Consider the following 13331-nt stretch of genomic DNA (forward strand, 5'->3'; position numbering starts at 1 on the left):
GCGCCCGCAGCCGGGCCGCGCCGTCGGAAATCGACGGTCGCGCCCGGCTCCATAACCTTACTCGTAGCGGATGCTGACCGCCGAGGCCGCCGTTAGCGCGCGCTCGCGCGCATCGTCGGTGTCGGTGCCGGCGGCGAGTGCCACGCCCATGCGGCGGTTCTTGCGGGTCGTCGGCTTGCCGAACAGGCGGACATCCACGTCATGCGTCGCGCTGCCCACGCGCATCGCCTCGGCCAGGCCCTCGATGGCGAAGCGCTCGGCCTCGCGGTCGGCCAGGATGACGGCGGAAGCGGCCGGGCCGCGGACATGGATCGCCGGAATCGGCAGGCCCAGGATGGCGCGGGCGTGCAGGTCGAACTCCGACAGGTTCTGCGACAGCAGGGTCACCATGCCGGTGTCGTGCGGGCGCGGCGACAGCTCGGAGAAGACGACCTCGTCCTTGGTGACGAAGAATTCGACGCCGAAGATACCGTAGCCGCCAAGATTGTCCACGACCTTCGCCGCCATGTCCTTGGCGTCGTCCAGCAGCGCCGCGGGCATCGGCACCGGCTGCCAGGATTCCTGATAGTCGCCGCGCTCCTGCCGGTGGCCGATCGGCTCGCAGAACAGGATGCCCTCGCGGGTGCGGACGGTCAGCAGGGTGATCTCGTACTCGAAGGGCACGAACTCCTCGACGATGACCTTGCGGCGGTCACCGCGCATGTTGGCGACGGCGTAGGTCCAGGCGGCCTCAAGCTCCTCCGCGGTCCGGACGGTGCTCTGCCCCTTGCCGGAAGAGGACATGACCGGCTTGATGACGCAGGGCAGGCCGGTGTGCTCCGCCCCGGCGACCACCTCCTCCAGGCTTTCGGCGTAGCGGTATTTGGAGGTGCGCAGGCCCAGTTCCACCGCGGCGACCTCGCGGATGCGGTCGCGGTTCATGGTCATGGTGGCGGCGCGGGCGGAGGGGACGACGGTCAGCCCGGCATCCTCGAACTCGTGCAGCACCTCGGTGCGGATGGCCTCAACCTCCGGCACGATGAAATCGGGCTTGTGCTTGGCGATGGCCGCGCGCAGGGCGTCCGGGTCGAGCATGGAGAAGACCTCCGCCGCGTCGGCGACCTGCATCGCCGGGGCGTTGGCGTAGCTGTCGCAGGCGATGACCTCGCAGCCGAGGCGCTTGGCGGAGATGACGAACTCCTTCCCGAGTTCGCCCGAGCCGAGAAGAAGGATTTTGGCCGTGAACATGCGCGGACTCCCGTGACGCAAACCCGTGACGCAACTGCCCGCGGAGCTTTACCCCAACGCGGGCCGCCCGTACATGGCCGAACGCATGCGTACGCCGCATGGACCGGGCGCTATTGCAGGCTGCCCCAACGCCGGGTGGCGGGTTCGGCCAGCGCCCAGCGCCACTGGCCGTCCTTGGCCCGGCAGATGGTGGTGACGTTGAAGTCGGGCGCGTCGTCGAGCGTGAAGACCACATCCTTGCAGGGGATCGCCTCGCCAAAGCCGCGGGCCACCTGCACCGTGCCGGTCTTGCCGCTCAGCGGCAGCTTTTCCTCCACCGTCCAGGTCGCCGCCTGCCCGACGGCGATCGGGCCGGCGGCGCGGGCGACAGCGTTGTGGACGTTGTCGGTGATCCGCCGCTCCGCGTATTTCACGCCCTGGTCGATGCCGTAGCTGGCCCCGGCACCGGCGATGATGCCCAGCACCGGGTTGCCAGTGGCCGAACCGACCGTCGCCGCCACGCCCGCCGTGGTCACCCCCGTGACCGCCGAGCCGAAGCCGGCGCAGCCGGACAGCGCGAGCAGGGCGGCGGCGGGAAGGAGGACGCGGCGGAGCGGAAATGCGGGCATGGAGCGGCACGGGGGTGGTGAGCGGACCGCCGCACCCTATCCGTTCGGATGGGGAGGCCGCCCGTGGTCAAAGCGTGACCTTCGCGGGTGGCTTGGCGCGCTTGCCCTATGGACGGTGGCGGGCGCAGACCCCATGCTTTGGAGGGAAGGTCGTTTAGCCCTCTCCCCTCCGGAGAGAGGGTGGCCCGCGGGCCGGTGAGGGGGATGCGCGTGGTGGTATGTTCGGCACAAGCGCAACCCCCTCACCCTGACCCTCTCCCCGGAGGGGAGAGGGAACGTCGAACGCGGGCGCATGGGGTGGTGGCGAATGAAGGGTGGCGTGGGCAGGCATAGATGGATGACGGGCGTGGGGGTCGGGCTGCTGCTCGCCCTGCTGGCCGGGCCGGCGGCGGCCGAGCGGATCGTCACGGACTCCTCGGGGCGCCGCGTCACCGTGCCGGACCGGGTGGAGCGCGTGTTCCCCGCCGGGCCGCCGGCCTCCGTCGTCATCTACATGCTGGCGCCCGAGAAACTTCTGGGCTGGACGCGGGCGATCAGCCCGCCGGAGCGGCCCTTCCTGCCCGACCGCTACACCGACCTGCCGGAGCTGGGGCGGCTGACCGGGCGCGGCAACACCGTCAACCTGGAAACCGTGGTGGCCGCGAAGCCGGACGTTGTCGTCGATGTCGGCAGCACCGCCCCGACCTTCGTGTCGCTGGCCGACCGGGTGCAGGAGCAGACACGGGTGCCGACCCTGCTGATCGACGGGCATCTCGCCGACTCCGCGCGCACCTTCCGGACGCTCGGCACGCTGATGGGCGTGGCGGAGCGGGGGGAGGAGTTGGCCCGCTACGCCGAAACGACGCTGGCCGAGGCGCGCCGGCGCTTCGACGGCGTGCCGGAGGACCAACGGCTGAAGGTCTACATGGCGCGCGGGCCGCGTGGGCTCCAAACCGGCATCCGCGGCTCGATCAACGTCGAGGCGCTGGACGTCGCCGGGGTGCGCAACGTCGCGGCGGAAAACCTTGGCGACGGCGGGCTGGTCAACGTCTCGATGGAGCAGGTGCTGGCCTGGCAGCCGGACGCCATCGTCACCATCGACCGCGGCTTCTACGAGAGCGTGTGGACCGACCCGCTGTGGCAGGGGGTGAAGGCGGTGCGCGACCGGCGCGTCTACCTCTCGCCGGGGCTGCCTTTCACCTGGATCGATTCCCCGCCCGCCGCTAACCGCCTGATCGGCCTGCGCTGGCTGGGCGCCGTCCTTTATCCGGAGCTGTTTCCGGAGGATCTGCGCGAGGAGACGCGACGTTTCTATGCCCTCTTCTACCACCGGGAGCCCACCGCAAGCCAGATCGACGCTCTCCTCGCCGGCAGCCGCCCGCCGGGGTGAGGTCCCCTTCGCGCTGACTCTGGGTGGGGTGGCGGCGGTGCTGGTCGCGGCGGTCTGCGCTGCCTTCAGCACCGGCGCCTATCCCGTTACGCCGGGGGAGCTGGCCGGGCTGCTCGCGGCAAAGCTGGGGCTCGGCAACGCCGCCATCGCCCCGGCGGTGGAGACGGTGATCTGGGACATCCGCGGTCCGCGCGTGTTGACCGCCATGCTGGTCGGGGCGGGACTGGCCGCTTCGGGAGCCGCGTACCAGGGGCTGTTCCGCAACCCGCTGGTCTCGCCGGACATTCTCGGCGTGTCGTCGGGGGCGGCGCTGGGGGCGGTGCTGGGCATCTTCGCCTCGCTGCCGGTCCTCGCCATCCAGGGCATGGCCTTCGCGGGCGGGCTGCTGGCGGTGGGGGTGGTGCTGGCCGTCGCCTCGGCTATCCGGGGGCGGGACCCGGTGCTGGTCCTGGTGCTGGGCGGCGTGGTGATCGGGGCGCTGCTGGGCTCCGGCGTGGCTCTGCTGAAGTATCTCGCCGACCCCTACAACCAGCTGCCGGCGATCACCTTCTGGCTGCTCGGCAGCCTGTCGGCGGTCAACCGCGGCGACCTCGCGGCCTTGGTGCCGCCGGTGGCGGTGGCGCTGGTGCCGCTGGTCCTGCTGCGCTGGCGGCTCGACGTGATGACGCTGGGCGACGAGGAGGCGACGGCGCTTGGCGTGCCGGTGCGGGTGGTGCGGATCGTGGTGATCGTGGCGGCGACGCTGATGACCGCCGCCGCGGTGTCGGTCAGCGGCATCGTCGGCTGGGTCGGGCTTCTGGTGCCGCACCTCGCCCGGCTGATGGTCGGCCCGGCCTTCGTCCGGCTGCTGCCCACGGCGGTGCTGCTGGGGGCGGCCTATCTGCTGGCGGTGGACACGCTGGCGCGCAGCCTGGGGCCGGTGGAACTGCCGCTGGGCGTCCTGACCGCGGTGATCGGCACGCCGGTCTTCCTCTGGCTGCTCGCCTTCGGAAAGCGCGGCTGGTCATGAGCGCGCGGCTGTCGGTGGAGGATCTCGCCTTCGGTTACGGCGAGCGGGTGGTCGGCGCCGGGGTCGGTTTCGCCGTCGCGGCGGGGGAGGTGCTGTGCCTTCTCGGCCCCAACGGCGGCGGCAAGACGACGCTGTTCAAGACTCTGCTCGGCCTGCTGCCGCCGCGCGGCGGGCGGGTGCGGGTCGATGGGGAGGACACCGCCGGCTGGTCGCCGCGCCGCCGGGCGCTGGCCTTCGGTTATGTCCCGCAGGCGGGTGCGGGGCAGTTCCCCTTCACCGTGCGTGAGATGGTGCTGATGGGCCGCACCGCCCACCGCGGCGCCTTCAGCGCCCCCGCCGCGTCCGACCACGCCGCCGCGGAGGCCGCGCTGGAACGGCTGGGCATCGGGCATTTGGCCGAGCGCGACTGGCTGCGCATCAGCGGCGGCGAGCGTCAGATGGCCCTGATCGCCCGCGCGCTGGCTCAGGCGCCGCGCGTGCTGGTGCTCGACGAGCCGACCGCCAGCCTGGACTTCGGCAATCAGGTTCGCGTGCTGGAGCAGGTGCGGCGGCTGGCGGACGGCGAGGGGGGCGAGGGGCTGACGGTGGTCTTCTCCACCCACCACCCGGAGCAGGCCTTTGCCATCGCCGACCGGGTGGCGCTGCTGCATGGCGGGCGGCTGGCCCGCTTCGGCACGCCGGAGGCGGTCATCACCGCCGCCATGATGCGCGAGGTCTACGGGACGGAGGTCGAGGTGGTGGCCGTGGGGACGGGCGGGATGAGGGTGTGCCTGCCGGTAGGGCTGAGGCGGGCGGTGCGGGCTCAGGTCCGGTAGGACGGGGAAAGCCGTCCCGCCGCCGGCGACTTCGCGTAGCGCAGCGCGACCAGCCCCAGGAGGATCGCCGCGTAGACGAAGGGCGGGTACTGCCAGCCCTTGACCAGCATCACGTAATGGACGCAGCCCGCCGCCCCGGCGACGAACACCGCCTTGTGCAGCGCCTTCCAGCGCCGCCCGCCGAGTCGCCGCACCATGCCATTGGTCGAGGTCGCGGCCAGCGCCGTCAGGATCACGAAGGCGCCCATGCCGACCGTAATGTAGGGCCGCTTCACGATGTCCTTCCACACCGCCGCCCAGTCGAAGAACTGGTCCACCCCCACATAGACGGAAACGTGCAGCAGCGCGTAGAAGAAGGCGAACAGCCCGATCATCCGGCGGAACCGCGCCAACCCCGCCTGACCCGTCAGGATGCGCAACGGCGTGACGGCCAGCGCCACCAGCAGCAGGCGCAGCGCCCACAGCCCGCTCTGCCGCACCGCCTCGGCCACCGGCTCCGCCCCCAGCCCGCCGCTCAGGCCCAGCCAGACCATCCAGCCGAGCGGGACGAGCCCCAGGGCGAACACCGCTGGCTTCGCCCAGCGCGAGGACAGCGCCCGGGCGACCGGTCCTTTCGACGTTGCGGCCATCTCAGTAGTTCTTCCGCAGGTCCATGCCGGCGTAGAGCGACGCCACCTCCTCGCCATAGCCGTTGAAGGGCAGCGTTTTGCGGCGGGAGAACTCGCCGACGCGGCGTTCCGTTGCCTGGCTCCAGCGCGGGTGGTCGACCTCCGGGTTCACGTTCGAATAGAAGCCGTACTCGCGCGGCTGCGAGCGGTTCCAGGAGGTCGGTGGCTGATCCTGCGTCAAGGTGATGCGGACGATCGACTTGATCGACTTGAAGCCGTACTTCCACGGCACGACCAGCCGCACCGGCGCGCCGTTCTGGTTGGGCAGCGTCTCACCGTACATGCCGACCGCCAGGAGGGTCAGCGGGTGCATGGCCTCGTCCATGCGCAGCCCCTCGACATAGGGCCATTGCAGAACCGGATACTTCAGGCCGGGCATCTGCGAGCGGTCGGCCAGCGTCTGGAAGGCGACGTACTTGGCGTTGCCGGTCGGGTCCACGCGCTTCAGCAGCTCGGCCAGCGGGAAGCCGATCCAGGGGATGACCATCGACCAGCCCTCGACGCAGCGCAGGCGGTAGACGCGCTCCTCCAGCGGGAAGGACAGCAGATCCTCGATGCCGAAGGTGGTGGGCTTCCCGACGTCGCCGTCCACCGCGATCTCCCACGGGCGGGTGCGCAGCGTGCCGGCGTTCTCCGACGGATCGGTCTTGTCCGTTCCGAACTCGTAGAAATTGTTATAGCTGGTCGCCGACTTCATCGGAGTCTGGGCGTCCATCTTGGGGTCCTTCGGGCTGACCGTCAGCGGAGCCTGGAAGGGCGCGGCAAGCGCCGGACCCGGCAGGACGCCCGTGCCGCCGAGCGCCAGGGCAGCAGCGCCTCCGGCGATGATGGAGCGCCGGGACAGGAACAGGCCGCGGGGCGTCACCTCGTTCTCGCTGGCTTGCGACGCGCTCCGGACTTTGATGAGCATGAACACTCTCCACAGGAAAGCCGCCGGGAGGCGACAGCGCCCCCCATCCCTCATCTAGCCTTGGTCGCCGGTCCCGGCAAATCAAGCGCGGGACACGAGTTCGTGAGCGTGACGTGAGGTCAGTCTTCCGGAACCGCCGTGACGGCGCCGCTTTCCGAGGATTTCAGGATCGTCTCGATCAGCCGGTGGACCTTCAGCGCCTCCCGCCCGGACACGCGCGGCTGGGTGTCGTGGTCGAGCGCGTCGAGGAAGTCGGCCAGCACGGCGCGGTGATGGGCGTTGGAGAAGGCCATGGGGTCGGCCCCGCCGCCCAGCGTGCTCGCCGCCTCCCCGGCCTGGACTGTTTCGCCGGAGCGCAGCTGCACCTCCAGCCGGTCGCCGGTCAGCAGGGCGGAGCCGGCGGTTCCGGCGATCTCGATGCGCTCCGGATAGCCGAGATAGGCGGCGGTGGTGGCGTCCACCGTGGCGAGCAGTCCGCCGTCGTAGCGCAGGGCGGCGCACACCACGTCCTCGGTGTCGATGGGGCGCAGGCCGCTGGTGTTGGCGAAGGCGGCGACCTCGCGCGGCAGGCCGAGCAGGCTGACATAGAGGTCGAGCGTGTGGATGGCCTGGGTCAGCAGAACGCCGCCGCCGTCCCGCGCCTTCATGCCGCGCCCCGGCTGGGCGTAATAGGCGTCGTCGCGCCACCAGCGCACCACGACGGAGGCCGACAGCGGACGGCCCAGCGCGCCGGTGCGCAGCAACTCCGCCAGCCGTTCGGCGGCGGCGCGGAAGCGGTGCTGGAGCATGACGCCGAGCGTCAGCCCGGCGCGCTCCATGCTCTCCACCACGGCGCGGCAGCCGGCCGGGGTGGCGTCGAGCGGCTTTTCCAGCAGCACATGCTTGCCGGCGGCGGCGCAGCGGGCGACGAGGTCGGCGTGGGTGTCCGGCGGGGTCAGCAGCAGGACGGCGGAGACGGTGGGGTCGTCGAGGATCGTCTCCGCCCGGTCCACCGCCGGCAGGCCGAAGCGCGCCGCGAAGGCGGCCCGCCGCTCGGCGGACGGGCTGAAGCAGCCCGCCACCTCCACCCGGTCCGCCAGATCCAGCAGGCTCTGGGCGTGCGGCGTCGCCGCCATGCCCAGCCCGATCACGCCGACGCGCCGCCGCCCCGTCATGCCGGTCAGCCCTGGGCCAGGGCGGAGGCCTCGCGGGCCAGCCGCTCGATCTCGGACCAGCGGCGCTCCTTCACCGCGTCGGCCGGGGTCAGCCAGGTGCCGCCGAGCGCGAAGACGTTGGGAAGCGACAGGATCTCCTTCACATGCTCCGCCTTGAGGCCGCCGGTCGGGCAGAAGCGGATCTCCGGCATCAGCGGCGCCATGCCGCGCAGCGCCGGGGCGCCGCCGTTCAGCATCGCCGGGAAGAACTTCAGCTCGCGGAAGCCGTGCTCCATGGCGATCAGCGCCTCGGCCACGGTGGCGATGCCCGGCAGATAGGGCAGGCCGGCGGTCTTGGCGGCCTCCGCCAGACGGTCGGTCAGGCCGGGGCTGACGACGAAGCGGGCGCCGGCGTCGCGGGCCTGGGCGAACTGCTCGGGCCGGATCAGCGTGCCGAGGCCGACCAGGGCGCCCGGAACGCGGGCGGCGATGGCCTCCGCGCAGGCCAGCGCCGCGGGGGTGCGCAGCGTCACCTCCAGCGTGGTCAGGCCGCCGGCGACCAGCGCCTCGGCCAGGGCGACCGCGGTGTCCGGCTCGTCGAGGACGAGGACCGGGACGATGCGCGGGCCGGACAGGGAGGGTTCAAGACGCGGGTGGGTCATGTCAGGGCCTCGGCAGGAGAGAAATACAAGGGGGTGGCGAGCCGCATGTCGTCGATGGTCAGCAGCAGGCCGTCGATGTGGTCGCCGAGCGCCTTCACCGCGCGGTCGGGGGCATGCTCCGCGATGGCGGTGACGATGGCCTCGTGCTCGGCGATGACGGTCGCCAAGCGACCGGGGTAGGGAAGGGTCATATGGCGGCAGCGGTCGATCTGCACCTTCACCTGCTGGGTGATCGGCCAGAAACCGGGATAGCCGGCGATGTCGGCGATCAGCGCGTGGAACGTCTCGTCCGCCTGATGGAAACCGTCGGCGCAGCCCGAGGCGTCGACCTCGCGCTGGCGCTCCAGATTGGCCTGGAGGGCGGCGACCTGGCTGCGCGTGGCGCGTTCCGCCGCGAAGCGGACGGTCGCCTGTTCCAGCGTCTTGCGGATCAGGTTGGCTTCCGGCAGGGCGGCGATGGGAATGCGGGCCACGAAGGTGCCCGATTGCGGAAAGACCTCCACCAGCCCCTCGTCGGCCAGCCGCAGGACGGCCTCGCGCACCGGGGTGCGGCTGACCCCGAAGGCCTCGGCCACCAGCTTCTCCACGATCGGGTCGCCCGGCTTGCGGGCCAGTGACACGATGTCGGCCCGCAGGTCGCGGTAGATGGCCGCTGCCGCCGTGGTCCCGCGCTGCGAGGCGCGGGGCGGCTTCATGGGTCCCGGGGCGGTCGACGTCTGGCCAGGGGGCGTTAGGGCTGTGGGCGTTGGGGCTGGGGGCATGGAGGGTCCCTCCGTCAGGGGATCAGCCGTCCAGCACGGACGCCATGGCATCGCGCGGGATGACGGCGCCGCGGTGCTGGATGACCACGGCGGCGATGCGGTGGGCGGAGCGCGCCGCCTCCACCGGGCCGAGGCCCTTCAGGCGGGCGCTGAGATAACCGGCGCTGAAGCTGTCGCCCGCCGCGGTGGTGTCCACGACCTTGGCGACCTTCTCCGACGGCACGGTCTCCTCGACGCCGGGAGCGGAGACGATGCAGCCCGGCTTCTCCAGTTTCAGCACGATTTCCGTCACACCGGCGCCGCGCACGCGGGCCATGGCGCTGTCGGCATCGGCGTCGCCGTAGAGGCCGCGCAGATCCTCGACGCCCGGCAGGGCGATGTCGGTGCGTTGGAGCATCGCGTCGTAGGCGCGCTGCGCCGTCTCGCGGTCGGGCCACAGGCGGGGACGCCAGTTGGTGTCGAAGGCGACGCGGCCGCCGCGCTCGCGCAGGCGGTCGAGCATGGGGAACAGCACCTCCCGCCCGCGCTCGCCCCAGATGGCCAGGCTGATGCCGGATATGTAGAGCAGGTCGTAGCCTTCCAGATCGGCCACCAGCGCCGGGCTGTCGGGCAGCACGAACAGGTCGCGGGCCGGCGCGGAATCGCGCCAGTAGAGGAAGCGCCGCTCGCCGCTGTCGTCCGTCTCGATCATGTAGAGGCCGGGGACGCGGTTGGGAACGCGCAGCACATGGCCGGTGCCGACCCCTTCGGCCTCCCAAGTGGCGACCATGGCGTCGCTGTTGCCGTCGTCGCCCAGCGCCGTCACGTAATCCGTTGCCACGCCCAGCCGCGCCATGTAGACGGCGGTGTTCAGGGTGTCGCCGCCGAAGCCCATGGTGAAGGTCCCGTCGGGACGGCGCACCAGTTCGATCATGCATTCGCCAAGGGCCGCAACCCGGCGCGCGGACTCACCCATCGCCATCCCCCGTCCGACGGTCCGATCCGCCGGTCTGTGCTAAAGAGTTCGAACAACACGGGTTTTTAGTCCCGTGCCTCCCGAGAGCAAGTATACTAATATATCAATGAGCGAGGCAAGGCTTTTCGGGTGCTGGCCATGCCAATCGCCGGTCATGGCACGGATGCTGCGGCGTTTTGCTGCTGCTTCTTGCGCAGCCGCTCGCGGTGGGCGGTGTAGAGGCCGCTGGCGATGATGATTCCGGTGCCCAGGAAGGTCCAGTGGTCGGGCAGCGCGCCGAAGATCAGGAAGCCCAGCAGCGTGGACCAGACGATCTGTACGTAGGAGCAGGGGGCCAGCACCGACGCCTCGCCGAAGCGGTAGGCCTGGACCATCAGCCACTGCCCCATGGTCGAGACCAGCCCGATCAGGGCGCCCAGCGCCACTTCCGTTCCGGTCGGCATGGTGAAGTTGAAGGGCAGCAGCACGGTCAGCACGGCAAGGCCCGTCAGGGCGGACCAGATCAGGGTGGTGGTGGGGTGCTCCTGCCCGGTCATCTTGCGGGTGATGACCACGCCGGTCGCCCAGCTCATCGCCGACAGGATGGGGAAGATGGCCGCCGGCTGGAAGGCCGCCCCTCCGGGCCGGATGACGATCAGCACGCCGAGCAGCCCGACCAGCACCGCCGCCCAACGGCGCGGCCCGATCTTCTCGCCCAGCACCAGGATCGACAGCACGGTGACGAAGACCGGCGAGACGTAGCTGGTCGCCGCCGCCTCGGCCAGGGGCAGGTAATGCATGCCCATGATGAAGAACAGCGCCGACCCCAGCATCCCCAGACCGCGCAGAACCTGGAGACCGGGGCTGGCGGTCTTCATAACCGGCGGGCCGCCGCGGATCATCAGCGGCAGCAGCAGCGTGGTGAAGCCGACGTAGCGCATCCAGCCGATCTCGATGGAGGGCAGCGTCTGGGCCAGATACTTCGCCGTTGCGTCGGAGCAGGAGAAGAAGAAGACCGCGGCGACGACCATCAAGATCCCGCGCACGGGATCGTCGCGGCGCTCGCGGCCATGTGATGACACGGTCTGAGCGGCGGACACCCCTTCCGGGGGTCGGGAGCAGTCGGGCATGGCCGGAGGGCGCTTCCAGGCAGGAGGGCAGCAATCGGAAGGATGGCCCGGGTCTCGGCCCGGTTGACCGTCAGGTTACTGATATATCATGCCTGGGAACAATGGTGCGGAGCGTCATGGCAGCCATACGGACCGGCCCCGCGCATCCACAAGACGGGCCTGCAGATCAGCCGTCGCCGCGATCCACGGCGACGGGGCCGCGCAGGGCCGAGGTGACGGCGGGAGCCGGGCGCAGCAGGGGCGTCGGCGGGGTGATCGGCAAGTCCATCAGGCCGCGGCGGGCGGCGTTGCGCTCCAGCTCGTAATCGGGATCGGGGAAGCGCTGGAGAAGCGTCTCGTACGTGTCGCGCGCCGCGGCGGGGCAGCCCAGGATGCGGAACGCCTCGCCTTGCCGCAGCAGGGCGCCGGCCTCTGTCCCGCGGTGATAGGAGGCGAGGTTGGCCGCCACGGCGAACCAGCGGTCGTAGGCGGTCCACAGCGCCTCCACCGTCGGCCCCTCGCACCGCCCGGCCTCCACCGCCGCCTCAAGCGCCTGCCGGTAGGCGGTGTCCGGGGGCGGGGAGGTCATCGCGCAGCCGCCCGCCAGCAGGAGGACGCCCGCGAGGACGGTTCCGGCAATCGCCTGTCGGTTGCGGGTCGGCATCGGTTCCTCTCCCCCGTTCGCATCCTCTCGCCACCAGTGAAATACAACCGGGTTAAAGCCCGGTTCAAGCCTATGGGGTGGCGTGCGCCGATGTGCGGCGTTGCGGGCAACTCGGGAGGAAAATGCTTCGAATTTCGAGGCAAAGAGCAGCCAAGAATCTACGCCTTAACGGATATTAAAAGTCATATAAAAGCAGGCCGTAACATTATCCCTTGAGGTAAGCCGGATGGTTGACTCGCGGTACAGGAAGGCTATTACCTGGGGGTGTGAGAAAATAAAGCACTCGGAATTAAGGAAAATTTTAAGTGCCTTGTCCTCCCGCCCTCTAGTTGAAACCCCTGTTGCGGAGAATCCCATGCGCGCTGTCCTGGTTGAACCGAACCCCCTGATCGCCGACGCGCTCGGCCGTCAGCTCGGCATGGGGAAGATCCGCTACGACCGCCAGGATTGGGCCGGGCTGGAGGAACTGCTGCAGGAGCAGGGTGCGGACGGGCTGGGCTACGACGCCATCGTCCTGGGCAGCGTCGACGACCCGGCGCGCTGCGTGGCGGCGTTGCGGGCGCATCAGGTCGGGGCGGCGATCCTCTGCCTGCTCGACCGGCGCTGCGTGACGACGACGGTGGAACTGCTGCACGCCGGGGCCGACGACGTGCTGGTCAAGCCGGTGGTCAGCGCCGAGGTGCGGGCGCGCATCGAGGTGGCGCGGCGGCGCTCGCGCGGCTTGCTGAGCAACGCGGTGCGGGTGGGCCAGCTCACGGTCTTCCTCGACGGGCGCGACCCGGAGGTCGGCGGCGAGCGGCTGCGGCTGAGCCAGCGCGAGCACGCCATCCTCGGCGTGCTGGCCGCCCATCATCGCCGCGTCGTGTCCAAGGAGCACATCTACGACGAGGTCTACGGCCTGTCCGGCGCCGACCCGCTGGACAAGGTCATCGACGTCTACATCTGCAAGCTGCGCAAGAAGATCGCCGAAGCCACCGGCGGCGCCCGCTACATCGAGACCGTCTATGGGCGTGGCTACAAGTTCGAGGCCCCGCCCGAGCATGAAGAGGCCGTTCCGGCCGCCGCACCCGCCACCACCGCCCGCCGCTTCCCGGCCATCCCCTTCGCCGCGTCCGGCCTGCACCCCAGCTGTCTCGTCGCCGCCGAGTGACGGCGCCTTAATTTCAAAGTCCCGCCCTACTTTCTGCTTCCGACATTTTGTCCTCCGACATTTGGAAAGACGCCATGGCCGCGGCCCTTCGGGGCACGGCGGCTGAACCGCTGTGCGCGGTCGCCGCATTTTTATAAAATGCGCGATTACTTTTAAAAGATGCCCATCTTTGAAAGACGAATGCGTCACCCTGGAAATGCTGCGGTTTTTTACTCCGGTTTAAACGGGGTCGGTCACAGTCGAATGGTCGGTTGCGCGCCCATAAGAACCAAGTGGGAAGGCCCGCGCAGCCCGGCCCCAGCGTCAGAAAGG

14 protein-coding genes are annotated in these 13331 nt (G+C 70.4%); 4 read left to right on the forward strand and 10 right to left on the reverse strand.

Annotated features, from left to right (window positions below; translation table 11 throughout):
• Positions 1-57: 57 nt before the first annotated feature.
• Both purT and H1Q64_RS31880 read right to left on the reverse strand, forming a co-directional pair.
• Positions 58-1227 (reverse strand): formate-dependent phosphoribosylglycinamide formyltransferase, encoded by a 1170-nt coding sequence (gene purT, locus H1Q64_RS31875; protein ID WP_237907832.1) that lies wholly within the window; start codon positions 1225-1227, stop codon positions 58-60.
• 110 nt (positions 1228-1337) lie between these two features.
• Positions 1338-1835, reverse strand: a complete 498-nt coding sequence (locus H1Q64_RS31880) for a hypothetical protein (RefSeq protein WP_237907833.1) — start codon at positions 1833-1835, stop codon at positions 1338-1340.
• A gap of 337 nt (positions 1836-2172) precedes the next feature.
• Between H1Q64_RS31880 and H1Q64_RS31885 the strand changes: the two genes are divergently transcribed.
• The 3 genes from H1Q64_RS31885 to H1Q64_RS31895 are packed head-to-tail and all read left to right on the forward strand — an operon-like array spanning position 2173 to position 5028.
• Positions 2173-3204, forward strand: coding sequence for an iron ABC transporter substrate-binding protein (locus H1Q64_RS31885; RefSeq protein ID WP_237907834.1), 1032 nt, complete (start codon positions 2173-2175; stop codon positions 3202-3204).
• On the forward strand, positions 3128-4213 hold the full coding sequence (locus H1Q64_RS31890) for a FecCD family ABC transporter permease (RefSeq protein WP_237907835.1): 1086 nt from the start codon (positions 3128-3130) through the stop codon (positions 4211-4213). Before H1Q64_RS31885 ends, H1Q64_RS31890 begins: the two co-directional genes overlap by 77 nt.
• The gene (locus H1Q64_RS31895; RefSeq protein WP_237907836.1) at positions 4210-5028 is read left to right on the forward strand and encodes an ABC transporter ATP-binding protein; all 819 of its coding nucleotides are present in this window, start codon (positions 4210-4212) and stop codon (positions 5026-5028) included. The genes H1Q64_RS31890 and H1Q64_RS31895 overlap by 4 nt, the downstream gene beginning before the upstream one ends.
• Here the strand turns inward: H1Q64_RS31895 and H1Q64_RS31900 are convergent.
• The 8 genes from H1Q64_RS31900 to H1Q64_RS31935 form a co-directional block, all read right to left on the reverse strand.
• Positions 5016-5657: a sulfite oxidase heme-binding subunit YedZ gene (locus tag H1Q64_RS31900; protein WP_237907837.1), complete on the reverse strand. Its 642-nt coding sequence runs from the start codon at positions 5655-5657 to the stop codon at positions 5016-5018. The genes H1Q64_RS31895 and H1Q64_RS31900 overlap by 13 nt on opposite strands.
• Position 5658: 1 nt before the next feature.
• Positions 5659-6606, reverse strand: coding sequence for a protein-methionine-sulfoxide reductase catalytic subunit MsrP (msrP, locus tag H1Q64_RS31905; RefSeq protein ID WP_237907838.1), 948 nt, complete (start codon positions 6604-6606; stop codon positions 5659-5661).
• A 119-nt stretch (positions 6607-6725) separates the two neighbouring features.
• Positions 6726-7760 carry a Gfo/Idh/MocA family protein gene (locus H1Q64_RS31910; protein ID WP_237907839.1) on the reverse strand — a complete coding sequence of 345 codons (1035 nt, stop codon included), beginning with the start codon at positions 7758-7760 and terminating at the stop codon, positions 6726-6728.
• Between the two features lie 5 nt (positions 7761-7765).
• Positions 7766-8401 (reverse strand): bifunctional 4-hydroxy-2-oxoglutarate aldolase/2-dehydro-3-deoxy-phosphogluconate aldolase, encoded by a 636-nt coding sequence (gene eda, locus H1Q64_RS31915; RefSeq protein ID WP_014199635.1) that lies wholly within the window; start codon positions 8399-8401, stop codon positions 7766-7768.
• Positions 8398-9096, reverse strand: a complete 699-nt coding sequence (locus tag H1Q64_RS31920) for a GntR family transcriptional regulator (RefSeq protein WP_237907840.1) — start codon at positions 9094-9096, stop codon at positions 8398-8400. Before H1Q64_RS31920 ends, eda begins: the two co-directional genes overlap by 4 nt.
• A gap of 88 nt (positions 9097-9184) precedes the next feature.
• On the reverse strand, positions 9185-10117 hold the full coding sequence (locus tag H1Q64_RS31925; protein ID WP_237907841.1) for a sugar kinase: 933 nt from the start codon (positions 10115-10117) through the stop codon (positions 9185-9187).
• 152 nt (positions 10118-10269) lie between these two features.
• A complete protein-coding gene (locus H1Q64_RS31930) occupies positions 10270-11226 on the reverse strand; it encodes a DMT family transporter (protein ID WP_237907842.1) in 957 nt (318 codons plus the stop codon).
• A 166-nt stretch (positions 11227-11392) separates the two neighbouring features.
• The gene (locus tag H1Q64_RS31935) at positions 11393-11869 is read right to left on the reverse strand and encodes a hypothetical protein (protein WP_237907843.1); all 477 of its coding nucleotides are present in this window, start codon (positions 11867-11869) and stop codon (positions 11393-11395) included.
• Positions 11870-12224: 355 nt separating this feature from the next.
• On the opposite strand from H1Q64_RS31935, the gene H1Q64_RS31940 reads away from it, so the two are divergent.
• A complete protein-coding gene (locus H1Q64_RS31940; protein WP_237907844.1) occupies positions 12225-13019 on the forward strand; it encodes a response regulator transcription factor in 795 nt (264 codons plus the stop codon).
• Positions 13020-13331 lie beyond the last annotated feature (312 nt).

This window comes from Azospirillum brasilense (assembly GCF_022023855.1).
In the GTDB taxonomy this organism is placed as follows: Bacteria; Pseudomonadota; Alphaproteobacteria; order Azospirillales; family Azospirillaceae; genus Azospirillum; species Azospirillum brasilense_F.

Bases quoted from the DNA above. Each gene is read 5' to 3' on its own strand.
- purT (WP_237907832.1), bottom strand. From the start codon at position 1,227: ATGTTCACGGCCAAAATCCTTCTTCTCGGCTCGGGCGAACTCGGGAAG.
- H1Q64_RS31880 (WP_237907833.1), bottom strand. From the start codon at position 1,835: ATGCCCGCATTTCCGCTCCGCCGCGTCCTCCTTCCCGCCGCCGCCCTG.
- H1Q64_RS31885 (WP_237907834.1), top strand. From the start codon at position 2,173: ATGACGGGCGTGGGGGTCGGGCTGCTGCTCGCCCTGCTGGCCGGGCCG.
- H1Q64_RS31890 (WP_237907835.1), top strand. From the start codon at position 3,128: ATGCCCTCTTCTACCACCGGGAGCCCACCGCAAGCCAGATCGACGCTC.
- H1Q64_RS31895 (WP_237907836.1), top strand. From the start codon at position 4,210: ATGAGCGCGCGGCTGTCGGTGGAGGATCTCGCCTTCGGTTACGGCGAG.
- H1Q64_RS31900 (WP_237907837.1), bottom strand. From the start codon at position 5,657: ATGGCCGCAACGTCGAAAGGACCGGTCGCCCGGGCGCTGTCCTCGCGC.
- msrP (WP_237907838.1), bottom strand. From the start codon at position 6,606: ATGCTCATCAAAGTCCGGAGCGCGTCGCAAGCCAGCGAGAACGAGGTG.
- H1Q64_RS31910 (WP_237907839.1), bottom strand. From the start codon at position 7,760: ATGACGGGGCGGCGGCGCGTCGGCGTGATCGGGCTGGGCATGGCGGCG.
- eda (WP_014199635.1), bottom strand. From the start codon at position 8,401: ATGACCCACCCGCGTCTTGAACCCTCCCTGTCCGGCCCGCGCATCGTC.
- H1Q64_RS31920 (WP_237907840.1), bottom strand. From the start codon at position 9,096: ATGAAGCCGCCCCGCGCCTCGCAGCGCGGGACCACGGCGGCAGCGGCC.
- H1Q64_RS31925 (WP_237907841.1), bottom strand. From the start codon at position 10,117: ATGGGTGAGTCCGCGCGCCGGGTTGCGGCCCTTGGCGAATGCATGATC.
- H1Q64_RS31930 (WP_237907842.1), bottom strand. From the start codon at position 11,226: ATGCCCGACTGCTCCCGACCCCCGGAAGGGGTGTCCGCCGCTCAGACC.
- H1Q64_RS31935 (WP_237907843.1), bottom strand. From the start codon at position 11,869: ATGCCGACCCGCAACCGACAGGCGATTGCCGGAACCGTCCTCGCGGGC.
- H1Q64_RS31940 (WP_237907844.1), top strand. From the start codon at position 12,225: ATGCGCGCTGTCCTGGTTGAACCGAACCCCCTGATCGCCGACGCGCTC.